The following is a 25144-nucleotide window of genomic DNA, read 5'->3' on the forward strand; positions in this document are numbered from 1 at the left end:
CCTCACCGTTCGTCGTGGTCGTGGCCGCCGTACGCGGCGTCTTCGAGTTCGCTCAGCACCTGCTCCTCCACCAGCTCCGCGAGGGCGGCGACGGTGCGGGAGACCAGGACGTCGCGCGGGGTGAGCGTGACGCCGAACGCGTCGCCCGCGCGGGAGGCGATGAGCAGGGCCCGCATGGAGTCGCCGCCCAGCAGGAAGTAGTCGTCCTCGGCGCCCACGGCGGTCCGCAGGATCTCCTCCCAGATGGCCGCCAGCGCCTCCTCGGTGGGCGTGCGGGGGGCCCTCCGCTCGGGCTGTTCCGCGTCCTCGGCGACGGCCGGGGCGGGCAGGGCGGTGCGGTCGGTCTTGCCGTTCTCGGTGAGCGGGAAGCGGTCCAGGACCATGAACGCCGAGGGGACCATGTGGCCGGGCAGCGAACGGGCGGTCAGGGCCCGCAGCTCGGCGTCCGGGGGCGGTTCGGTGCCGGGAGCCGCGAGCAGGTGGGCGACCAGGCGCGGCGGGCCCGGCTCGTCCTCCCGTACGGTCACCACCGCGTCCAGCACGGCGGGATGGCGCACCAGGGTCGCCTCCACCTCGCCCGCCTCGATGCGGTGGCCGCGCAGCTTGAGCTGGTGGTCGACGCGCCCCAGGTAGTGCAGTTCGCCGCGGGAGTCGCGGCGCACCAGGTCACCGGTGCGGTACATGCGGGTGCCGGGCGGCCCGAACGGGTCGGCGGTGAAGCGTGCCGCGGTCAGGCCGGGCCGACCGAGGTAGCCGCGCGCCAGTGCCGGTCCGCTGAGCCACAGTTCACCGATGACGCCCTTGGGAACCGGGCGCAGGCGGGCGTCGAGGACGTAGGCGCCGGTGGCGGGCAGCGGGCGGCCGATGGGCGGCGCCGCGCCGTCCGGTTCCAGGGGTGCGGACCAGGTGGCGACGACGGTGGCCTCGGTGGGTCCGTAGGAGTTGACCATACGGTGGTGCGGTGCCCAGCGGGCCACCAGGTCGGCACCGCACGCGTCGGCACCGACGATCAGTGTCTTCAGGTCCGGCAGGGTGCCGGGAGTCTCGCGGGGTACGGTCGCGAGCGCGGCCGGCGGCAGCAGCGTGTGGGTGACGCGGCCGGTCCTCAGCACTTCGGCGAGCTGGGCGCCGAGCAGCGGACCCGGCGGCGGCACGACCAGCCGGGCACCGTGCGGCAAGGACATGCACAGCTCCAGCACGGAGGCGTCGAAGCTGGGAGTCGCGAAGGCCAGGACCCGGTCCTGCGGAGCCACTCGGTAGTGGACGGCTTCGGCGGCGGAGAACGCGGCGAGCCCTCGGTGGGTGACGACGACGCCCTTGGGAGTGCCGGTGGAGCCCGAGGTGTAGATGACGTACGCCGGATCGTCCACGTCGAGCGGGCGGACCCGGTCGGCGTCGGTGGGCCGGTGGCCGGCCACCTCGTCCGGCGGTGCGGCGAGGAGGCCGGCGATCTCCCTGGCGTCGAGGATGGCCGCCGGTGCCGCGTCGCGCAGCATCAGCGCGATCCGCTCCTGCGGGTAGGCGGGGTCGACGGGCAGGAACGCGGCGCCCGACTTGGCCACGGCCAGCTGCGCCAGCACCATGTCGGCCGAGCGCGGCAGGAGGAGCGCGACGAGGTCCCCGGGGCCCGTGCCGCGGGCGATGAGCCGGTGGGCGAGGCGGTTGGCGGCGGCCTCCGCCTCGGCGAAGGTCAGCAGCCGTCCGGACTCCTCCAGTGCCGGCGCCGTCGGCCACCGGTCGACGGCGGCCTCGACGAGCGCGGGGAGGGTGGAGGCGGGTACCGGGCCGAGGTCCGGGCGGGCGGGCGGGCGCAGCAGCCCGGCCCGCTGTCCGGGTGGCAGGACGTCGATGTCGTCCAGGCGGGGCGTGCCGTCCGTGGTGGCCAGGGCGCGCAGGGTGTGCAGCAGCTGCCCGGCGAGCGAGGCGGCTGTGGCCTCGTCGAAGTACCGCGGGTCGTGGCCGAGTTCGACCGCGAGGTCCTCGCCCGGGGAGACGACGACGGTGAGCGGGTAGTTGGTGGCCTCGCGGGCGTCCAGGTCGCGCAGCGCGAGTCCGTGCGCTCCGGCGGTGGCGTCGCCCACCGGGTAGTTCTCGAAGACCACGAGGCTGTCGAAGAGGGGCGTCCCGGCCGGAAGGCTGGTCAGACCGTGCAGCGTGTTCAGCGGCACGTGGTCGAAGCGGCGGTCCTCGGCGCGGGCGTCCTGCAGCGCCCGCAGCCAGTCGGCGCAGCTGGCGGTGCCGTCGACGGTGACGCGGGCGGGCAGGGTGGTGATGAACACACCGGTGACGGTGTCCGCGCCGGGCAGGTCGGCGGGGCGCCCGGACACCGTGGTGCCGAAGCACACCTCGCGCTCTCCGCTCCAGCGCGCCAACAGCAGTGACCAGGCGCCCTGCACCAGCGTGTTGAGGGTGAGGCGGTGCCGGCGGGCGAACTCCTGGAGCCGGCGCGTGTCCCCGGCGCCGAGCCGCTGCGAGAGCCACGTGCCGGAGCGGGCCGTGCGGGTCGGGGCGGGCCTGCGGTCGTACGGCAGCGGAGTGGGGGCGGACAGGCCGGCCAGGACCTCCCGCCAGTGCTCCTCGGCCCGGCCGGTGTCGCGGGCGGCGAGCCAGGCGGCGTAGTCCGCGAACGGCCTGCGCTCGGGCAGCCGGGGTCGCCCGCCCCGGGTGAGCGCGGCGTGCGCGGCCATGACGTCGGACAGGACGTGGAAGACGCTCCAGCCGTCGAGCAGGACGTGGTGGAACGTCCACACCATGCGCACCGCGTCCGGACCGAGCCGGACCAGGGCGAGCCGCAGCAGCGGGGCGCGGTCCAGGGCGATGCCCCGGGCCCGTTCCTCGGCCAGGAGCCGCTCCAGTTCGGCCTCACGCCGCTCGGGCGGCAGGCCGGTCCAGTCGTGTTCGCCGACCGGGAGATCCGCGTGCCGGTGGACGACCTGCAGCGGGACGGGCACGCCGGTCAGGGCGAGGGAGGTGCGCAGGACGGGGGTGGCGTCCACGACGTGCCGCCAGGCGTCGGCCAGCAGCCCGGGATCGCGGGCGCCGTCCAGCACACAGGTGATCTGCTCGACGTACAGGCCGTGTTCGGCGTCGTCCATGCCGTGCACGACCATGCCGGTCTGGGTGGGCGTGAGCGGATACACGTCCACCACGTCCGCCCCGGTGCCGACGAGCCGGTCGACGGCCGCCTGGTCCAGCGGTGCCAGCGGGAAGTCGGACGGGGTACGGCCGCCGGCCCCCGGCTCGGCGCAGTGCCGCAGCAGTGCCCGCAGTTCGCCGGTGACCTCGGCCGCGAGCCGGGCGACGGTCTCACGCCGGTGCCGGGCCCGGGAGTACGACCAGGTGAACCGCATCTCGCCCCCGGTCACCCGGGCCAGCACGTCGAGAACGTACGGCCGGTCCGCCGCGCGGTCCATGCCGCCGGTGAGGCCGTCGTGCGGCGCGTGCAGCAGTGCGCCGGCGGGGCTCGCCCACCGGTCCTCCTGCCCGAGGTAGTTGAAGCAGATCCGCGGCAGGTCCGGCAGCTCCGGGCCGGCCGTGGGGTGCAGGTGGCGCAGGGCGCCGTAGCCGAGTCCGCCGCGCGGTACGGCCCGCAGGTTCTCCTTCACGGCCTTGAGCGCGGTGCCGGTGTCCGCGTCGCGGGGCACCTTGAGGACCACCGGGTACATGGTGGTGAACCAGCCGACGGTCCGGGCGAGGTCGACGTCCGCGAACACCTCCTCGCGGCCGTGGCCCTCCAGGGTGACCGCCACTCGGTCCCGGCCGGTCCAGCGGGCCAGCACCCGGCCCAGCCCGTACAGCAGCACGTCGTTGATCCGGGTGCGGTACACCTCCGGCACGTCCTGGAGCAGCCGTCGGGTGTCCTCGGCGTCGAGGGCGGCGGTCACGGTCTCCTCGTCGGCTGCGGAGTCGGTCCCGGCGGCGTGGTCGGCGGGCAGTGGGGTCGCGGTGTCGAGGCCGTGCCAGTGGGCGAGTTCGTCGTCGAAGCCGCCGGCGGCGGTGTGGGCGGCGAGCCGCCGGGCCCACGCCCGGAACGAGGTGCTCTTGGCGCCGAGGCCGGGCCGGTCGCCGTCGCGCAGGGCGCGGTAGGCGGTGTCCAGGTCCTCCAGCAGCAGCCGCCAGGACACCGCGTCCACGACCAGGTGGTGCGCGGCCAGCAGCAGCACCGGCCGGCCGCCGCCCGCCGGGCGGCACAGGGCGGCCCGCAGGAGGGGACCGGTCGTCAGATCGAAGCCGGACGCGAGGGTCTCGGCGATCTCGCGCGAGGGAGCGGTGGGGTGCACCTCCAGGTGCGGTTCCGCGCCCGGAGCCGCGCCGTACTGCCGCCACGTCCCGTCGCCGGCGGGTTCGAAGCGCAGCCGTAGCGCGTCGTGGTGCTCCAGTACGGCGGCCAGGGCCCCCCGCAGCACGGCTTCCTCGGTGTCCTCCGCCGCCTCGAAGGCGACCGTCTGACTGAAGTGGGCCGGGTCGCCGCCCACGGTGCCGAACAGCCAGTGCTGCACGGGCGTCAGCGGCGCGTCGCCGACCACAGCGCCCTGTTCGGCGCCGACGGCGGTCATCGGTGCGGACAACTGCTCGGCCGCGCGGGCGAGTTCGGCGAGCGTCTGGTGGGTGAACAGGTGCCGGGGCGTCAGGGCGAGGCCGGCCCGGCGGGCGGCGGAGACGAGCTGGATCCCGAGGACCGAGTCGCCGCCGAGCTCGAAGTAGTTGTCGTCCGCGCCGACCTCCACAACGCCGAGCACCTCGGACCAGATCGCGGCGAGGGTCTTCTCCGCCGTGGTGCGCGGTGGCCGGGTGGTGCCCGCGGCCGGAGGCGCCCACACCGGTGCGGGCAGCGCCCGCCGGTCCAGCTTGCCGGTGACACCGAGCGGGAGCCGCTCGAGCGGCACGACGAGGGCGGGCACCAGATGATCGGGGAGGCTGCGGGCGAGGAAGGCCCTTAGGTCGGCCGGGTCGGGGAGTACGGAGTTCTGAGGCACCGCGTAGCCGACGAGCCGACGGTGGCCGTCCCGCTCGACCACCCGGGCCGCCGCGGCCGCCACGGCCGGGTGGCGGGCCAGCGCGGCCTCGACCTCGCCGAGTTCGATGCGGAAGCCGCGCACCTTCACCTGGTCGTCGCCGCGGCCGAGGTAGACGAGGTCTCCGTCGGCCGTCCAGCGCACGAGGTCGCCGGTGCGGTACATGCGGGTGCCGGGCGGCCCGAACGGGTCGGGCAGGAAGCGGGACGCGGTCAGACCGGGCCGGCGCAGATAGCCGCGGGCCACACCGGTGCCGGCGAGGAACAGCTCGCCGGGCGCGCCGGGCGGCACCGGGCGCATCCGCTCGTCCAGCACGTAGGCGCGGGCGCCGCCCAGCGGCCGGCCGATCGGCGGGTCGCGGTCGGGGTCGGCCGGGTCGCAGGTGAAGGCGGTGGCGTAGACGGTGGCCTCGGTGGGGCCGTAGACGTTGCGCACCTGGCAGCCGGGGACGGCCGCCCGCACCTGACGTACGGTGCGGGCGGGCAGGCCCTCGCCCGCGAGCACCACGGTGTCCGCGGTGACGTGCACCGCGTCCTCCGCCAGCAGCCGGCCGAGCGCCGAGGGGACGGCACTGAGCAGCCCGGCGCGCCAGGGCTCGGTGCGTTCGGCCAGGGCCAGCAGGTCGCGGACCACCTCCACACGGCCGCCGGACAGCAGGGGCGCGAAGATCTCGAACACGGACACGTCGAAGTTCAGGGAGGTGGAGGCGACGACGTGCTCCAGGCCCCGGCCGGTGAACTCGGCGACGGCCCAGTCGGTCAGGGCCAGCACGGAGGCGTGGGACACCACGACGCCCTTGGGCCGGCCGGTGGAGCCGGAGGTGTGGACGACGTAGGCCGGGTGCTCCGGCAGCAGAGCGTGGTGGCGTTCGGCGTCGCGGACGGGGTCGGCCGAGGCGGCGAGGACTCCGGGGTCGTCCAGCAGGATCCGGGTGGACGACCCCTCGGGCAGCCGGTCGGCGGTCTGCGTCGCGACGACCACCGCGTCGGGCCGTACGTCGTCGAGGAGGAACGCGACCCGTTCGGCCGGGTACCGCGGGTCGATCGGCAGGTACGCGGCGCCGCTCTTGAGGACGGCGAGGAGTGCCACGATCAGGTCGCCGGTGCGGGGCAGGCACAGGGCGACGAACCCTTCGGGGCCCGCTCCGGCGGCGATGAGACGGCGGGCCAGCCGGTTGGAGCGTTCGTCGAGCTCGCGATAGGTGAGGCGGTCCTCGCGGTGCACGACGGCCACGGCCTCGGGGGTGCGGGCGGCCTGCCGCTGGAACGCCTCGGGCAGGGTGCCGCGCGGGGCCGGCGTCGGCGTCCCGCCGAACCTGCGGACGAGGTCACGGCCCGCGTCGGGGTCCAGCAGCGCGAGGTCGGCCAGACGGCGGTCAGGGTCCGCGGCCATCCGGGTCAGCAGCGTGCGCAGACTCTCGCCGAGGCCGGCCACGGTCGGGGCGTCGAACGCGTCGGGGTCGTAGTCGAGGGTGACGGCCACGGTGTCCCCGGGCGCGACGACCACGCTGAGCGGGTAGTTGGTCGGCTCCAGGGCCCGCTCGGTCTCCATCGCGAGTCCGTGCCGGGCCAACGCCCCCTCGTCGAACGGGTAGTTCTCGAAGACGACGATGGAGTCGAACAGGCTCGTCCCGCCGGGCACCTCGCTCCAGGACTGCACCTGGGCCAGCGAGACGAAGTCGTGGCGCCGCGCCTCGGACTGGGCGGCCTGCAGGTCGCGCAGCCAGTCCAGCAGCGGGCGCCGGTCGTCGACCCGGGCCCGGGTGGGCAGGGTGTTGATGAACAGGCCGACCATCGAGGTGACCCCCGGCAGTTCGGCGGGCCGCCCGGAGACGGTGGTGCCGAACACGACGTCCTTGCCGCCGCCGTGCCGGGACAGCAGCAGCGCCCAGGCGCCCTGCAGGACAGTGTTGAGCGTCAGGCCCGCCCGCTGCGCCGTCTCCCGCAGCCGTGCGGAGACACCGGCGCCGAGGGTGAACCGCACCGACGCGGCGGAGGAGCTGCGGTGGGCCCCGGCGGGCCGCCGGTCGCGTGGCAGCTCGGTGGGGGCGGTGAACCCCGCGAGCAGGTCCCGCCAGTACCGTTCGGCGCGGTGCGTGTCCTGTCCGGCCAGCCAGCGCAGGTAGCCCGCGAAGGGCGGCCGCGCGGGCAGCCGCGGCTCGCGCCCGGCGGTCAGCGCGGCGTACCGCTCGCACACCTCGTCGAAGACCTGGGCGGCGCTCCAGCCGTCCAGCAGGACGTGGTGGAAGGTCCACACCAGCCGGACGCGGTCCGGTGCGAGGCGGATCAGGGTCAGCCGCATCAGTGGCGCGGCCCTGAGGTCCATGCCGGCCGCCCGGTCCTCGGCGAGCAGCCGCTCCAGCGCCCGCTCGCGGCGCTCGGCGGGCCACCCCGACCAGTCGTGGTGGATGACGGGCAGGGTGGCCCGGTGCTCCACGACCTGCAGCGGCTCGGCGGCGTCCTGCCATTCCAGCCTCGTGCGCAGCACCGGGTTGGCGTCCACGGTGCGCTGCCAGGCCTCGGCGAGCGCCGACGTCCCGGTGACGCCGGAGAGCACCAGCTGCACCTGGTTGACGTAGGTACGGCCGTCGGGGTCGAGCAGGCTGTGGAAGAGCATGCCCGCCTGCATCGGTGTCAGCGGACAGATGTCCTCGACCGCGCGGCCGTCCCCGGCGATCCGGTCCACGGCCGCCTGGTCGAGGCGGGCCAGGGGGAAGTCGGAGGGCGTACGACCGCCGGTGCCGGGCCGCGTGCAGTGGGCGACGATGTCCCGCAGCCCCGCGAGCATGTCCTCGGCGAGCCGGTCGACGGTCTGCGCGCGGTGCCGGGCGGCGCTGTGGTACCAGCTGATCTCCAGCCGTTCGTCCTCCACACGGGCCACCACGTCCAGCAGGTGCGGGCGTTCGGTGCCGGGGGCCTCCGCGCCGCCGAGGCCGCCGGGCACCGCGCCGACCAGGGCGGCGCCGTCCGTGGACCAGTCGAAGCGGCCCAGGTAGTTGAAGCTGATGCCAGGCATCGGGGTTCCGGTGAGGGCCTCGTCGCGCACGAGGTGGCGCAGGACGCCGTAGCCGAGCCCCCGGTCGGGCACCGCGCGCAGCTGTTCCTTCACCGACTTCAGCGCCGTACCCCAGTCGCCCGGGGGGACGGTGAGGGCGACGGGGAAGAGGGAGGTGAACCAGCCGACGGTGCGGGACAGGTCGACGTCCTCGAACAGGTGGTCCTCGCGGCCGTGACCCTCCAGGCCGACCGCGACGGTGGCGCGTCCGGTCCAGGCGGCGAGCGCCCGGCCCAGTGCGGTCAGCAGCACGTCGTCGACACGGGTCCGGTACGCCCCGGGGACCTTGCGCAGGAGGTCGCCGGTGGTCTCCCGGTCCAGGCGGACGGTCACCTCCCGGACGTCGGCCGCGGTGTTGCCGCCCTCGCCGTCCACGGGGAGCGGCTCGGCGCAGGTCCGGGCGACGTCGGCCCAGTGGGCGCGCTGCTCCGCGAAGCCGCCGCCGTCGGCGCGCTCGCGCAACCGGCGGGCCCATTCCCGCACCGAGGTCGTACGGGCGGGCAGCCGCACCGGCCGGCCGGCCGCGGCCTGCCGGTAGGCGGACTCCAGGTCCTCCAGCAGGACGCGCCACGAGACGCCGTCGACCACCAGGTGATGGACGGCCAGCAGGAGCCGGGCGGGCCCGGTGCCGCCGGCGGTGAACAGGCGTGCCGTGAGCAGCGGGCCGGTGTCCAGCCGGAACCCGGCGTGCGCTTGCGCGGCGTCGCGGGCCTCGGTCGCCGGGTCGCACACCTGGAGCACCTCGGGTGCCGGGCCGTCCGCGGCGGCGACGTGCTGGCGCCAGGTGCCGTCGCCGTCGACGACGAACCGGGAGCGCAGGGCGTCGTGGTGGGCCCACAGGGCGGCCAGGGCCCGGCGCAGGGCGTCGGGGTCGACGGGCCCGGGCGTCTGGACGACGACGGACTGGGCGAAGAAGCCGGCGTGCGGGGGACGCGGGTCGAGGAACCAGTGCTGGATCGGGGTGAGGCCCGCCTCACCGCTGACCGGTTCGGTGCCGGCGACGGACGCCGCGGCGCCGGTGGCCGCGGCGAGCGCGGCCACCGTGGGGTGCCGGAACAGGTCGCGGGGGGTGAGGGCGAGGCCGGCCGACCGGGCGCGGGAGACGACCTGGATGCTGAGGATCGAGTCGCCGCCCAGCATGAAGAAGTTGTCGTCGACGCCGACCCGTTCCACACCGAGCAGATCGGCCCAGATGCCGCTGAGGACGCGCTCGGTCCCGGTGCGCGGGGCCCGGTAGGCGTGTGCGCCGCCCGCCGTCCGGTCCGGGGCGGGCAGCCGTCGCCGGTCGACCTTTCCGTTGGCGGTCAGCGGCAGTTCCGGCACCGTGACGAACGCGGCGGGCAGCATGTAGTCGGGCAGGTCGGTGGCCAGATGGGCACGCAGGTCGGCGGCGGCCGGAACGTCGGCACCGGCGGAGGGTACGAGGTGGGCGGCGAGTCGCTTGCGCCCGCCGTCCTCGTGGACGGAGACGACCGCCTCGGCGATGTCCGGGTGTGCGGTGAGCCGGGCCTCGATCTCGGCGGGTTCGACGCGGAAGCCGCGGATCTTGATCTGGTCGTCGGCGCGGCCCACGAAGTGGAGTTCGCCGTCGGCGCTCCAGCGCACGAGGTCACCGGTGCGGTACATCCGTTCGCCGGGCGGGCCGAACGGGTCGGCGACATAGCGGGCGGCGGTGGCGCCGGGCCGGCCCGCGTACCCCCGGGCCAGTCCTGCGCCGGCGATGTACAACTCTCCCGCGACGCCGGGTGGTTGGGGTTGCAGCGCGCCGTCAAGGACGTAGACGCGCGTGTTGTCCAGCGGGCGTCCGACGGGCAGCACGGCGGGCAGCGGGTCGCCGGCGCGGAAGACGCGCCGGGTGGCGAAGGTGGTGGTCTCCGTGGGGCCGTACCCGTCGACGACGGTCAGCGAGGGGCAGGCGTCCAGGACACGGCGGACGACCGCGCCCGGCACGGCCTCGCCGCCGGTCCACACCTCACGGGCGCCGCGCAGGCAGCCGGGGTCCTCCTGGGCGAGGAGGCGGAACAGTCCCGCGGTCAGCCACAGGCAGGTCACCCCCTGTTCGGTGACGGCGCGGCGGACCACGGCCGCGTCCAGGTCGACGGGCGGGGCCAGAACAGCCGTACCGCCGTGCAGCAGCGGCACCCATACCTCGTAGGTGGAGGCGTCGAAGGCGTGCGGGGAATGCACGAGGACCCGGTCGTGGCCGGCGAACGCGCGGTCCATGGCGAGCGCCACGACGTCCCGCTGCCGCACCGCGACGCCCTTCGGGGAGCCCGTGGAGCCGGAGGTGAACATCAGGTACTGCGCCTGGTCGGGATGGACCGTGCGGGGCCCGGCCGTCACCGGTCCGGTGCCCCGGTCGTCGGCGCGCAACAGGACGCCGTCGGCCGGGCGCACGTCCGCGGCGGTCTCCTCCCATGCGGCGTCGGTCAGCAACAGATCGGCGCCGGCCGCGGCCAGCATCCGGCGCAGCCGCTCGCGCGGTGCCCTGCCGTCGAGCGGCACGTACACGCCGCCGGTGCGGACGAGCGCCAGCTGGACGACGATCAGGTCCACCGAGCGGTCCATCAGCACGGCCACCGGGCGTTCCGCGCGCACGCCGTGCGCGGCCAGCCGCGAGGCCAGCTCGTGTGCGTGGCTGTCGAGTTCGCGGTAGGTGACGTGCTCGGCCCCGGCCTGGACGGCGGTGGCGTCGGGCGTGCGCCGCACCTGGTCGGCGAAGAGGGAGGCCACCGTGGCCTCGGGGAGCGCGGTGGCCGTGTCGTTCCAGTCGTACAGCACCTGCCGGCGGCGGGCAGGCGTCAGCAGGGTGAGGCGGGTCGGCGGGAGGTGGGCGCCCCGCACCATGCCCTCCAGCAGGACGGTGAGGTACTCGGTCATGCGGCGGGCCGTCGCGGCGTCGAACAGTTCGGGGTCGTAGCCCAGGCGGAGGGTGAGCTCGGCGCCCGGGTGGGCGACGAGGCTCAGCGGGTAGTTGGTGGTCTCGACGCCGTCCAGGTCGCTCAGGCGCAGCCCGTGCGCGGCGGCCAGGTCGCCGTCGACGGGGTAGTTCTCGAAGACGACGATGCTGTCGAAGAGAGCTGCCCGCTCGGGGAGTTCGGTGAAGGTCCGCAGCCGGGTGAGCGGCACGTGGTCGAAGCGCCGGTCCTCGCTCTGGTCCTGCTGGAGCCGGCTCAGCCAGTCGAGCAGGGTGCCGTCGGCCGGCAGCGCGACGCGGGTGGGCAGGGTGGTGATGAACAGGCCGGTCATCGTCTCGGCGCCGGGCAGCTCGGGCGGCCGCCCCGACACGGTGGTGCCGAACACCACGTCGTCCCGCCCCGCCTGGCGGCCCAGCAGCAGGGCCCAGGCGCCCTGCACGAGGGTGTTCAGGGTCAGGCCCGAGGTGCGTGCGAGGTCCTCGAGGGCCCGGGTCGTGGCCGCGGGCAGCGTGGCGCGGACCGCCTGGGTGGACTCGGCACTGTGCGACTCGCGCGGCTCGCGGTCGTACGCCAGCGGTGTGCTCTCGGTCAGCCCGGACAGTCGCTGCCGCCAGTGCCGTGCGGCCTCGTCGCGGTCGCGTTCGCGCAGCCAGGCGACGTAGTCCCGGTACGGGCGGCGGTCCGGGAGTGTGTCGCCGGTGGGTTCCGCGAGGCAGGCGAACACGTCCGACAGGACCTGGAACAGGCTCCAGCCGTCCAGCAGCAGATGATGGAAGGACCAGACCACGCGTACGGCGGTGTCGGAGACGCGGGCCAGCAGCAGGCGCTGGAGCGGGGCCGCGGTGAGGTCGAGGCCGTCGGCACGGTCGCGCGCCAGCACGTCCGTCAGCCTCTCGCGGCGCTCGTCCTCGGTCAGGCCCCGCCAGTCCAGGTGGGTGACCGGCACGGTCGCCTCGCGCTGCACCACGAGCAGCGGCTCGGGCACGTCCTGCCAGACGGCCCGGCCGCGCAGCACCTCGGTGCGATCGGTGACCCGCTGCCATGCGGCGGCGAGGTCGGCCGGCTCGGGCACGCCGTCCAGGACGAAGGTGAGTTGCTGGAAGTAGGCGCCGCGGTCGTCCCGGGACAGGCCGTGGAACAGCATGCCGGCCTGGGTCGGCGTCAGCGGCAGGACGTCCTCGGCCGCGCCCGGGTCGTCGCCCACGATGCGGTCCACGGCCGCCTGGTCGAGCCCGGCCAGCGGGAAGTCGGACGGTGTACGGGCGGCGGCGCCCGGCCGGGCGGCGTACCGGGCCAGTCGGGCCAGTGCTCCCGCGAAGCGCTCCGCCAGGTCCGTGACGGTGGCCTCCTGGTGCAGCCGGTCGGAGTAGAACCAGGTGAACTCCAGCGCGTCCCCGTCGAGCCGGCCGACCACCTCCAGTGCGTGCGGGCGCACGGCCGCCGGGTCGGCGTCCAGCTCCAGCGGCCGGAACGTGCCCCGGTACAGGCCGCCGGCGGCGTCCGGCGGCGCCATGCGGCCCAGGTAGTTGAAGCTGACGTGGGCGGCCGGGGTGCGCGGTGCCTTGCCGGGGCCGGCCAGGTGGCGCAGCGCGTCATGGCCGATCCCGTGCCGCGGCACGGCGCGCAACTGCTCCTTGACCTGCTTCAGTACGGCGTCCCAGCCGGCGTCCTGAGGGACGGTGAGGGCGACGGGGTGCCGGGTGGTGAACCAGCCGACGGTGCGGCTGATGTCCAGGTCGGAGAAGAGTTCCTCGCGGCCGTGTCCCTCGACGTCCACGACCACCCGGTCCCGCCCGGTCCAGGCGCACAGGGTCCTGCCGAGGGCGGCGAGCAGCACGTCGTTGACCTGGGTGCGGTGGGTGTCGGGCAGGGTGCGCAGCAGGACGGCGGTGTCCTCGGGGCTCACGCGGACCGTCGCCGCCCGGGCCGAGGCGTAGGTGTTGACACCGGTGAGATCGGTGGGCAGGGCGGGTTCCGTGTCCGGCACCGCCTGCGCCCAGTACGCCCGTTCGTCGTCGAAGCCGCCCTCGACGGCGTGGGCGTGCAGACGGCGGGCCCACTGCCGCAGCGGCGAGGACTTGGCAGGCAGCGCCGCGGTGCCGTCGGCGCCGTCGCGCCGGGCCCGGTAGGCGCGGTCGAGGTCCTCCAGCAGCAGCCGCCAGGAGACCCCGTCGACCACCAGGTGGTGCGCGGCCAGGTGCAGGACGGGGGGCCGCCCGGGGCCGCGATCGTGCAGCACGGCACGGAGCAACGGGCCGCGGCCGAGGTCGAACGGCCCGAAGTGGGGTGTGTCGGTGTCCGGGCCGGTGTGCCGGGACAGGGTGATCCGGACAGCCCGCTCGTCGATGTGCCAGTCGGCCGCGGCGGCGTCGGTGCCGGTCACGAAGCGGGAGCGGAGGGCGTCGTGGTGGGCGACGAGATCGCCCAGGGCCGCTTCGAGCGCCGCAGGGTCCACGTCCTCGGCCAGTTCGAGCGAGAGTGCCTGCGCGAAGTGACCGGCTCGCTCGGCGCTGCCGAACAGCCAGTGCTGGATGGGCGTCAGGGGCGCCCTGCCGGTGGCAGCCTCGGGCGCGGGCGTGGCCTGCCGCCGGCTGTGGGCGGTGTCCGCGACGCGGGCCAGGGCGGCGACCGTCTGGTACCGGTAGACGTCGCGGGAGGTCACCGTGAGGCCCTCCTGCCGGGCCCGGGCCACCACCTGGATGCTGAGGATCGAGTCACCCCCCAGTTCGAAGAAGTTGTCGTCGACCCCGACCCGTTCCAGGTGCAGTACCTCCGCCCAGACCGCGGCGAGCGTGCGCTCGGTGGAGGTGCGCGGCGCGACATGGTGGGCGGTGCGGGCGGCCGGGCCCGGGTCGGGCAGGCGTCCCCGGTCCACCTTGCCGTTGGGGGTGAGCGGCAGGGCGTCCAGCACCAGGACGGTCGAGGGCACCATGTAACCGGGCAGCGTGCGGCCGAGCAGCCGGCGCACCGCCTCCGGCTCCACGTGCTCCCCGGCGACCGGGACGACGTGGCCGACCAGGCGACGGTGTCCGTCGCCGTCGGCGACGACGGCCGCCGCCTCGGCGATGCCCGGGCAGCCGCGCAGCGCCTCCTCGACCTCGCCGAGTTCGATGCGGAAGCCCCGCACCTTGACCTGCTGGTCGGCCCGGCCCACGTATTCCAGTTCGCCGTCGGCGCTCCGGCGCACCAGGTCCCCGGTACGGTACATGCGCTCCCCCGGCGCGCCGAAGGGATCGGCGAGGAACCTGGCGGCGGTCAGTCCGGGGCGGTTCAGGTAGCCGCGGGCCAGGCCGCCACCGCCGAGGTACAGCTCACCTGTGACACCGGGCGGTTGCGGGCGCAGGGCGTGGTCCAGGACGTAGGCGCGGGTGCGGGCCACCGGCCTGCCGATCGGCGGTGCCTGGTCGGGGAGCCGGTCGTCGGCGTACCAGGCGGTGGCGTACACGGTGGCCTCGGTGGGGCCGTAGACGTTGGCGATCTCGCAGACGGGCAGCGCGGCGCGCAGGTCGTGCAGCGTCTGGGCGGGCAGGGCCTCGCCGGCCAGCACGACCGTGTCCGCCGTCACGGGGGACGTGCCGCCCGCGACCATGCGGGAGATCACGGACGGTACGCCGCTGACGAGTCCGGCCCGCGGCAGGCTCGGCGTGTCGGCCAGCGCCGGCAGGTCGGCGACCACCTCCACCGTGCCTCCGGCCAGCAGGGGGCACAGCAGCTCGAAGACCGACACGTCGAAGTTCAGGGAGGTGGAGGCGATCACATGGGCGAGCCCGTCGGCCCCGAACCGCTCCCGTGCCCAGGCGGCCAGCGCGGCGACACTGCGGTGGGTGACGACGACGCCCTTGGGGCGACCGGTCGATCCGGAGGTGTAGATGACGTACGCGGGATGGTCCGCGGTGAGCGGCCGGATCCGGTCGGCGCCGGCCGGATCGGCTTCGGCCGGGTCCGCCGGGTCGTCCAGGTCGTCCAGGTCGTCCAGGAGCAGCGGGGCGCATTCCTCGGGCAGCGCGGCCGCGGTCTCGCCGGACGCGACGACGAGGGCGGGCCGGGCGTCGCCGAGCATGAAACGGATGCGCTCCGTCGGGTAGCCGGGATCGACCGGCAGGTATCCCGCCCCGGACTTCAGCACCGCCCACAGCACGGGCACCAGGTCGGCGGAGCGCGGCAGGCACAGCGCGACCAGGTGTTCGGGGCCCGCGCCGCGCGACACGAGCAACCGGGCCAGGCGGTTGGCGCGCCGGTCGACCTCGGCGTAGTCGAGCCGGGCAGCCCCGCAGATCACGGCCGTACGGTCCGGGGTGCGGGCCACCTGCGCCTGGAACAGTGCCGGCAGCGTGGCCTGCCCGGTCTCCCGGGTGCGGCACGCGGGCGGGTTCCAGGAGTCCACCAGCGTGCGCTGCTCCGCCGGCGACAGCATGCTCAGCTCGGCCAGCGGCCGGCTCGGGCCCTCGGCCATCCCCTCCAGCAGGCGGTGCAGGTGCCGGGCCAGGCGGGCCGCGGTCGCCGTCTCGAACAGGTCGGTGTTGTACTCCACCGTCAGCGTGCAGCCGCCCCCGGCGTCCGGCTGGAACTCCAGGACCAGGTCGAAGCGGGCGGCCGGGCGCGGCAGCGGGTGGTCGGCCAGGCGCAGGCCACCGGCGAGCGGCGGCACGGCGGGGGCGGTCTGCTGCACGACGAGCACCTGCACCAGCGGGGTGCGGCTGGGGTCGCGGGGCGGGGCGAGTTCCTCGACCACCCGGTCGAACGGCACGCCGTCATGGGCGAACGCGTCCAGCACCGTCGTCCGCATGGATTCCACGAACCGGTCGACGGTGGCCTTCTCGTCCACGTCACCGCGCAGGACGACGGTGTTGGCGAAGAAGCCCGGCACGTCCTCCAGTTCCCGGCGGGCCCGGCCGCTGGTGACCGTGCCGAAGGCGACGTCCCGCTGGCCGGAGTAGCGGGAGAACAGCAGCGCGCAGGCTCCGGCGTACAGGGTGAACACCGTCGTGCCGCGGCCCGCGGCGAGGTTCCGCAGCCGGGTCACCAGGTCCGCGGGCAGCCGGTGCCGGTGGCCCGCGCCGGCGGTGGTGCGCACCGCGGGACGGGGCCGGTCGGTGGGCAGTTGAAGGTGCTGGATGCCCGCCAGGTGCCGGCTCCAGTAGGCGAGGTCCTCGGCGTCCTGCCCGGTGGCCCGCTGCCGCTGCTCCCACACGGCGAAGTCGGGGTACTGGACGGCGGGTTCGGTCAGGCCGGCCGGTTCACCGGTGACCTCCGCGTGGTACAGGGCGGCGAGTTCCCGGGTCAGGATGCCCACCGACCAGCCGTCGGTGACGATGTGGTGCTGGGCGAGGAGCAGCAGGTGCTCGTCGTCGGCGAGCCGGACGAGCAGGGCCCGGGTGAGCGGGCCGCAGGACAGGTCGTGGGGGCGGCCCAACTCCTCGGTGAGCAGGCGTTCGGCGGCCTCGGCGCGCGCCGAGACGGGCACGTCCGCGAGGTCGGCGGTGCGCAGCGGCAGCACCGGTTCCGGTGCGACACGCTGCGCGCCCTGCCCGTCGACCGTGGTGAACGTGGTCCGCAGGCAGTCGTGGCGGGCGGCGAGCCGTACCAGGCAGCGGCGCAGGGCGTCCGTGTAGAGCGGGCCGCGCAGCCGCAGGGCGACGCCGGTGTTGTACTCGGTGCCGCCGGCGGTGAGGTCGTCGAGGAACCACAGCCGCCGCTGCGCGCTCGACAGCGGCAGGGCTTCCCCGCGCGGGGCCCGCGCGATCGGTTCCGCGGGCGCGGTGGCGGACGCGTCGCCGAGCAGCGGGGCCAGTGCGGCGATCGTGCGCGCGGTGAAGACGTCCCGCACTGTCAGCCGGACGCCGAGGTCCTCGCGGATCCGGGCCAGGGCGCGGGCGGCGAGGATCGAGTCGCCGCCCAGTTCGAAGAAGTCGTCCGTCGCACCGACCGGCGCCGCGCCCAGCACGTCGGCCCAGATCGCGGCCAGGGCCCGCTCCCGCGGGTCCCGCGGAGCCACATGGCCGGACACGGGCATGCGCTCCGGCGCGGGCAGCGCCCGCAGGTCGATCTTGTGCTGTGCGGTGAGCGGCATCCGGTCCAGTACGACCACCGTCGACGGCACCATGTGGGCCGGCAGGACGGCGGCCACGGCCGTGCGCAACGCGGCCGGGTCCGGGCTCTGTCCGGGGTCGGCGGGGGTGACGTAACCGACGAGGCGCGCTCTGCCCGGCTCCTCCTCCCGTACGGTGACCACCGCCTCACCGACGCCGTCCGTCCGGCGCAGTACCGCCTCGATCTCCCCCGGCTCGATGCGGAATCCCCGGATCTTCACCTGCCGGTCGGCCCGGCCGAGGAACTCCAGTTCCCCGTCGGCGTTCCGGCGCGCCCGGTCCCCGGTGCGGTACATGCGCTCGCCCGGCGCGCCGAACGGGTCGGCGACGAAGCGGGCGGCGGTCAGGCCGGGGCGGCCCAGATAGCCTCGGGCCACGGCGTCGCCACCGACGAACAACTCGCCGTCGGCGCCGGGCGGCACGGGCCGCATCGCGGCGTCGAGGACGTGGACCCGGGTGTGCGGCAGGGCGCTGCCGATGGTGGGCGTGCCCCGGCCGGCCGTGAGCGGTCCGGTCCAGGTGGCGACGACGGTGGCTTCCGTCGGGCCGTAGGAGTTGATCATGCGGCGCCCGGGCGCCCAGCGGTCGACGAGCCCGGCCGGGCACGCTTCCGCGCCCACGATGAGCGTGCGCAGACGGCGTGCGGTGCCGGCCGCGGGGTCGGGGAGAGTGGCCAGGGCGGCCGGTGGGATGAGGGCGTGGGTGATCCGGAACTCGTCGAGCACGGCGGCGAGTTCGTCGCCGAGCCAGGGACCGTCCGGCGGCACGACGAGGGTGGCGCCGGACAGGACGGAGATGCACAGCTCCAGGACGGAGGCGTCGAAGCTGGGCGAGGAGAACTGCAGGACGCGGTCGCCCGGACCCACCGCATAGCGCTCGGCGGCGGCCGCGGTGAAACCACCGATGCCGCGGTGGGTGACGGTCACCCCTTTCGGGGTGCCGGTGGAGCCGGAAGTGTAGATCACGTAGGCCGCGTGATCGGCGCCGGGGCCGACCGCACCGGCCAGGGTCCCGGCGGTGCCGGCACCCGTGGCGGCGGTCGCGAGGTCCAAGGCGGCCGGGGCGTCGGCGGGAGCGCTGGACACGGTGACGGCATGGGCGCCGTCCGCCGCTCGGTCCCCGGTACCGCCGCGGGCCACGGTTCCGGCCGCGCACCCGGGGTTCGCTTCATCCATGGCTGCCCGGACCCACGCCAGGTCGTCCAGGGTCGTCACGGGTGCGGAGTCGGCGAGCATCAGGGCCCGCCGCTCGGCGGGGTACGCCGGGTCCACGGGGAGGAAGGCGGCACCGGCCCGGGCCACGGCCAGCTCCGCCGCGATCAGCTCCATGGACCGGTGCAGGACCAGGGCCACCACCCGGTCCGGGGCCGCCCCGCCGACCGTGAGGCGGTCGGCCAACCGGTCGACGCGGGCCGCGAGTTCGCGGTAGGTCCAGGTGCGCCGGCCGTCGGTCAGGGCCGGCGCGTCCGGAGTGCGGTCCACCCACGCGGCGAAGAGGTCGCCGAGCGTCGGGTGAGCCCGCCCGGCAGCGCTCTCCGGCGCCCCGCCGGCCTGCGGCAGGGAGGACGCCGGTACGGGCTTGTCGTGCAGGTCCGTCATGGGTGAAGTCCTTTGGAAGCGGGACGGTGCGGCGCGGGCCGCACCGGTCGGCACGATCGGCGCGGGCAGCCCGTGGACCCACCGGAGAGTCGCGGTGGGTGGCGTGGGCGAAGGCGTGCGGGAGGGGCGGGCCGGGGCGGACAGCCGTGGGACCGCGCGGTACCGGGGTGAACCGTCGGGAGCCGGGGTTCTCAGCCGTCTTCGGTACGGCGTGCCGTGCGCCCGGAGATCTGGATCCGGTCGATTCTGCCCGTGACGGGGTCGCGGTGGAACCGCCCGCCGGGCTCCGGACGGCCGGTGGCCGGGTCGAGCAGGTCGCACGACAGGTCGGCGTGACACACCAGCGGGAGCGGAAGGTCGCCGTCCACCGAGAGGGCGGGTGAGCCGTCGGGTCCCGGCGCGACGCGATAAGTGGTACCGCCGTTGCGGTAGGTGCCCGTGCATCCGGGCAGGGGGACGGGCCGGCCGCGGTGCGCGGGGCGGACGGCGGCGGGCACCCGCAGTCCGGTGACGCGGGCCAGGTCGTCGACGAGGTCGCGCCACAGCGCCGTGGCACCCCCGGCGTTGCCGGTGAAGGCGACCACGACGCCGCTCTCAGGATCCGCTCGCAGATGGCAGGAGGTGCCCTGGGCGTTGCCGTCGTGGCCGCACCAGACGCGATCGTCGCGCCGGTACAGCGCGAGCCCCGGTCCCCACCCGTCGGCGAGGACGCCCGGTTGGGCGGCGGGTTCCGGGCGGCGCATCTCCTTGGCTACGGCGGGCGGCAGGACGTCACCACGGCCGACGAGCGCGGCGCCGAGGGCGGCCAGGTCCGCCGCGCTCGCCAGCAGCGCGCCGGCCGGTGCCTCCAGCGGCGCCAGGGTCTGCGCGGTGGGTCGCAGCTGCCCGGTGGCGGTGTTGACCGCGTGACCGGCTGCGATCACGCGGGCGGGGTGCCGCTCCCCGGTGAACGCGGGCTCGGTGCCGAGGGGTTCGAGGAGCAGCGCGGCCACCGCCTCCCGCCAGGGCATGCCGGTCACGGACTCCACGAGCCGGCCGGCGGCGATGTAGCCGGCGTTGGAGTAGGAGAAGTCGGTGCCCGGCGCGAACAGGAGTTGCTCGGCGGTGCACAGGGCCGCCAGGTAGCGGGCCGGGGTGGTCGTGGCCGCGCCGTCGGAGTCGGGTCCGGTGGGCAGGCCGCTGGTGTGAGCGAGGAGGTGACGGGCCGTCACCTCCGGTATCCGCCGCAGTTCCGGCAGATGGTCGGCGGCCGGCTCGTCCAGGTCGATGTCGCCGTCGTCGGCGAGGAGCAGGACGAGAGCGGCCGTGTAGGGCTTGGTGAGCGAGCCCAGCGGCACGGCCGTGTCCGGGGTGCAGGACGCGCCGGTGATCGTGTCTGCGGTGCCGTGGTGCAGCGAGAGCACGTCCGTGCCGGTGTCGACGACCAGTTGGACACCGGGGACGCGGTGCCGTCGAGCAAGGATCTCGAGACTGTGCTGCAGCTCCTCGCGTAACGGAGACGGCGCCGGGGATGCGGCCGTGGCGACGGGGACGGTGTACGGCATGAGAAGGGGACTCCCGTTGGGTGGGTCGCGGGTGCGGGTGACGGCCGGGTCCGCCGCGAGCGGTGCGGGGGCCGGCCGGGCGCGTGCGCGCCGCGCTTAGGCTCTGCCGACCTCGATGGGCAGATGGCGTACGCCGATGATCACGGCCGGATTCTGAAAGGTGACGTCCCGGTAGGAGGGCACCACCAGCCTGATGAATCGTTCTTGCAGCATCCGTAGCGCAATCCGCGCTTCCAGCCGTGCCAGCGGGGCGCCGAGGCAGAAGTGGATGCCGTGACCGAACGTCAGGTGGGGATTGGGGCGGCGGGACACGTCGAGGACGTCGGGCGCCGTGAAGCGGGCGGGGTCACGGTTGGCGGCGCCGAGGTGCACCATGACCAGCGTGTCGGCCGCGAGTTCGTGGCCGCCGAGCACCACCGGCCGTGCGACACGGCGTCCGAGCTCGGGGAACGGGGGAAGCCAGCGCAGGACCTCTTCGATGGCGTCGGGGAGTGCGGTGGGATCGGCACGCAGTGCGGCGTCCGTGCCGGGATGCCGGTCGAAGGTGACGACGGCGTTGCCGAGGAGCGCGGTGGTGGTGATGTGCCCGGCGACCAGCAGCAGGGCGACGAACCCGACCATCTCCTGGTCCCGCAGTCGCACGCCGTCGACCTCGGCGGCGATGAGCGCGCTGGTGAGGTCGTCTCCGGGGTGGGCGCGGCGGTTGCGGATGTGCTCCAGCATGTAGCCGTTCATCTCGCGCACCGTGGGAGCGATGGCCTCAAGGGCCCGTTCCAGGTCGGCCATGTCGGGGGTCTCGCCGAGCTGGTCGCCGCCGAACAGGACACTCGCCCACTCCTGGAAGAGGCGGTGTTCTCCGGGCGGGATGCCGAGCAGTTCGGCGATCACGATGATCGGGAGCGGATGGGCGAGCGTGTCGACGAGGTCGAACCGGTCGTGGTCCGCGACGGCGTCCAGCAGCCGTGCGCAGACGGCTTCGATGCGGGGCTCGAGCGCCTGGACGACCCGAGGGGTGAACGCCTGGCTGACGAGGGTACGGAGCTTGCGGTGCTCCGGCGGGTCCATGCCGACGAAGTTGCCCTGCCGGAAGGTGTCGAAGTCCGGCTGGCTGGGAGCGAGGGCGGTCAGGTCGGAGGAGTACGTCGCCGGATCGGCCAGCACGGCGGCGACCGCCTCGTGGCCCACCACCTGCCACACGCCCTGATCCTCGTCGTACCGCACGGGTCCGGCCTCGCGCAAGCGCCGCCAGCGGTCGGGTAAGACGTCCAACAGGACGGCCTCACCCGTCAGTTGGTTGCTGATCACCTTGCCTCCTCGATAGCGGCACGCGGACATGCGGATTGCTCACGCGGCCGGGCGCCGAGAACCGGTGGCGGTACACCGAGAACGGACACGGCCAGGCTCCCCGTCGACGGGACGACCGGGCGGGCACGAAGGGTCCGGGCTGTCCGTGGCACCGACGGCCGGGGCGGTCGTCAGTGGGAACGCCTCAGCACGTGCGGTGAAAGGCGTGGCGGGTCCACGGCCTGCCGCGACCCCGGTCTGCGCCCTGTTCTCCTGCGGACCAGTCCGACACCTCTCCCCCTTGGCGATACCTCCCGCGCGGTGTGCACGCGGAATCCCTGCCGGCCCCTGCTGGAAACAACGACTTGGTTCAGCCGTTCGAGGCGTGAAAGAATACGCCTACCCGACCGGTTTCACCCGGCGATCGGCAGGAAACGCTCCCATTCACACCTTCGTTTCCACGGAACGCGGCCACAGTCTTCAGGGTGAGTCATCCGATCGCAACCCCCCGCAAGGTGAACGGCGTGTGCCCGGGCGACTCATTTGCGTCACCGTACCGTCCGGGGGACGGTAGGGATGGACGCGGAGGAACTCCGGCCGGATTCCCGCCCCCGCGTGTGCCCCTGCGGGCCGGCCACAAACCCGCGCTCGGTGAAAAACCCGCCACCGCGTCCCGGTCCGCCCGACGGCCCCGCCCACGAAGCCCTTCGGGCGACCGCGCGCAGCGAGGCCCACCGCGTCGCCGATCCCGCTTCCGACCTGCGATGACGAAAAAGCCGCCGGCGCCGGACGGCACAGTGGAGACCGCGCCGGGCATCGCCGCTCCCCGAGGCGGCATCAGGGCCGCCCGGCGCGGCCGCCCGGCCGGAACGGCGGCCCGGCTCCGGCGCGCCACCGGACGGCCGGATGGCGGAGAACCGGTGCCGGCTGCGAAACATGTCGGCCATCGGGAGGCGCGGGGGCGCACACGAGGCACCTGTACTCCGCCCGCGCTTCCGCTGTCGGGGCATGCACATGCGCGAACGGGGTATGCGACGGCACCCCCCGGATCGAGGACGACGGAGCGGGGCCGGGTTCTCGCCGTACGCCACGCGCCCGCGGGGGATCCTGTCCCCAGGACGCGCGACACGGTCGTACGAGGCGGTGGTCGGCGTGTCCGGCGGGTGAGAACCGGCTCCGGCGGCCGGCAGGACACCGGGCGCCCGTCCCGTGCCGTCCACGTTGGTGTCCACGGCGCAGGAGGTGCACGCGCACTGCGGCGCCGTCAACCTGCTCATGCCCGGAGCAGATCCTGGAGACCGTCGCGCACGCGGGCGTGCCGCGGGTGTTCGCGACGCCGTGGCAGCGCGGGTCGGGCGGTCCGCACCGGTCCCGGCAGCCCGTGCGGCGCGTGGGCGGCGGCCGGTGCGGGTGGGCGGCGAGGAAGGAGAGGGCCCACTGCCATCACGCGTCGCGGTGGTGCTGCCTGTCCGCTCGCGCGGGTCGGGCCGGCCGTGGCGACCGGGCGGCCTCCGCCGGACGTGACCGACAGGGAGCGCGGCCATCTGCGGGCGGCCTGCGAGGGGCCGGCGCCGCGGCTGCAGCGCGCCCGCCGGGCCCTGCGGGGCAGATCCGCACCGGGGTTCGCACCGGGGTGCGGGCGTACACCACGGCCGGGCGTCGCACGAGGTGATGCGCAGTACCCGCCGGCTGGTGTGCCGCCCCGGCACCGTGCTGTTCGACGGCCGTCTACGCCGGCCCGGCGCGGGGAACGGCCGTGAGGGCGCGTGCGGGGCATCCGCCGCCGCTGCCGAGGCGGCCGGACGGACGGGTGCGGTGCCGGACCTTTGCGGCGGCCGCTGCTGGGGATCGGCCCGGCCGCGGCGTACCCGACCGACGTGCCCCTCGCTCGAGGCTCGGCACTCGTCCGGGACACCGACGGTCCCGTGGGGACGCCCGTCAGCGACGGCGAGGACGCGCAGGCCGGTCTCCACGGGCCGCTGCCGGAGATCGGCGACCGGCCGCTGGAGCAGCCGGCGCACGAGGTGGTCCGGCACGGCGCGGCGGCCCGGGGCGGGTGGACGACGCGGCGGTACCGCTGCTGCGGGTGCGGCAGGAGGCCTGACGTGCGGCGGTCCGGACGGGACAGCGGTCCGGACGGTCCGGCCCTCCCGCCGGAGGGCCGGACCGTTCCCCGTCGGCGGAACCGCGGGTGAGGCCGACGGGGAGTCGAGGGGCGGCGGCCCGGGACGGGGAAGGGCTCAGCGCGTACTGGTCAGCGACGACCCGTCGTCCGCGGACCCGGCCCCGGACGGGTCGCTGCCGCTGCCCGACTGGTCGCTGCCGCCCGACTGGTCGCTCGCGGAGGCGGACGGGTCGGCGGAGCCCGACTGGCCGCTCGCGCCCGACTGGTCACCGGCACCGGACTGGTCGCCCGCCGAGGCCGACGGGGCGGCGGAGCCGGACTGGTCGCCCGCCGAGGCCGACGGGGCGGCGGAGCCGGACTGGCCGCCCGCGCCGCTGCCGAGGGTGGCACCGGTGGCCTGGAGGGCGGCGGTGACCGGCTGGAAGAAGGTCTCGCCGCCACTGGTGCAGTCGCCGCTGCCGCCCGAGGTGAGCCCGACCGCGCTGCCGTCCTGGGTGAACAGGGAGCCGCCGCTGTCGCCGGGCTCGGCGCACACGTTGGTCTGGATGAGGCCGTTGACGGTGTCGACACCGCCGGGGTTCGTCTCGCTCTGGAAGTTCACCGTGGCGTCCAGGCCGGTGACCTGGCCGTCGTGCAGTCCGGTGGTGGAGCCCATCCGGAACACGGTCTCGCCGACGGTGGCGTCGGCGGCCTGGGTGATCTGGACGGTCTGGCCGTTGCCGGTGTTGACCTCGCTGGGCGCCTGGGTGGCGGGGTCGTCGTACTTGACGAGCGAGAAGTCGTTGCCGGGGAACTTGGCCTGGTCGACGGTGGCGACGGGCTGGCCGTTCTGCGAGTCCGACCACTGCTTGGCGGCGACGCCGCAGTGACCGGCCGTCAGGAAGGCGGGGCTGCCGTCGGAGGCGGTGACGTTGAAGCCGAGGGAGCAGCGGACGCCGCCCTGCTGGGTCTGCGCGAAGATGGCGTCGCCGCCCGAGACGAAGGTCTTGAAGGCGCCGGCGGACTTCTTCAGCGTGGCCATGCCGGAGCCGAGGCCCTGGACGGCCGACTGCAGTCTGTTCCATTTGGCGCCGGTGACGGTGGAGTCGGCGGTGACGAGGATCTTGTCGGTGCGCGGGTCCACGGCCCAGGAGGTGCCCGGGATGGTCGCCTTGGTCTTCAGCGTGGTGGCGGCGGCCTTGAGGTCGCGAGTGCTGTTCTTCACCTGCCGGACGACCGCGCCCGCGTTCTTCGCCTGCTGGACCGCGCTGTTGTCGCCGTCGGCCACGTTGACGACGAGCTGCTGCCTGCCGCTGTCGAAGTAGGACCCGGCGAAGGCGTCACCGAGTGTCTTCTGCAACTGGGCGGCGAGGCCGGAGGCCTGAGTGGCCTTCATGGTCTTCGCGGAGCCGCCCGCCACCTGGCTCTTGTCCTGCGAGGCGTTGGCGTGCGGAAGCAGGAGGGCCGCCGCTCCGAGCGCCGCGACACCGCCCACCGCTATCGCGGCCTTGCGCTTGGGCATTCGCTTGTGACTCAAA

General features: G+C 75.1%; 4 protein-coding genes. All 4 read right to left on the bottom strand.

The window, feature by feature from the left end; translation table 11 throughout:
- Window positions 1-2 precede the first annotated feature (2 nt).
- The gene (locus AC5WRT_RS28485) at window positions 3-18674 is read right to left on the bottom strand and encodes a non-ribosomal peptide synthetase (RefSeq protein ID WP_496097081.1); all 18672 of its coding nucleotides are present in this window, start codon (window positions 18672-18674) and stop codon (window positions 3-5) included.
- 191 nt (window positions 18675-18865) lie between these two features.
- Window positions 18866-20218 (bottom strand): serine hydrolase domain-containing protein, encoded by a 1353-nt coding sequence (locus tag AC5WRT_RS28490; RefSeq protein ID WP_496100739.1) that lies wholly within the window; start codon window positions 20216-20218, stop codon window positions 18866-18868.
- 96 nt (window positions 20219-20314) lie between these two features.
- Window positions 20315-21523, bottom strand: coding sequence for a cytochrome P450 (locus tag AC5WRT_RS28495; RefSeq protein ID WP_496097083.1), 1209 nt, complete (start codon window positions 21521-21523; stop codon window positions 20315-20317).
- A 2219-nt stretch (window positions 21524-23742) separates the two neighbouring features.
- A complete protein-coding gene (locus AC5WRT_RS28500; protein ID WP_496100740.1) occupies window positions 23743-25143 on the bottom strand; it encodes a S1 family peptidase in 1401 nt (466 codons plus the stop codon).
- Window position 25144 lies beyond the last annotated feature (1 nt).

This window comes from Streptomyces sp. NTD91, from assembly GCF_059510455.1.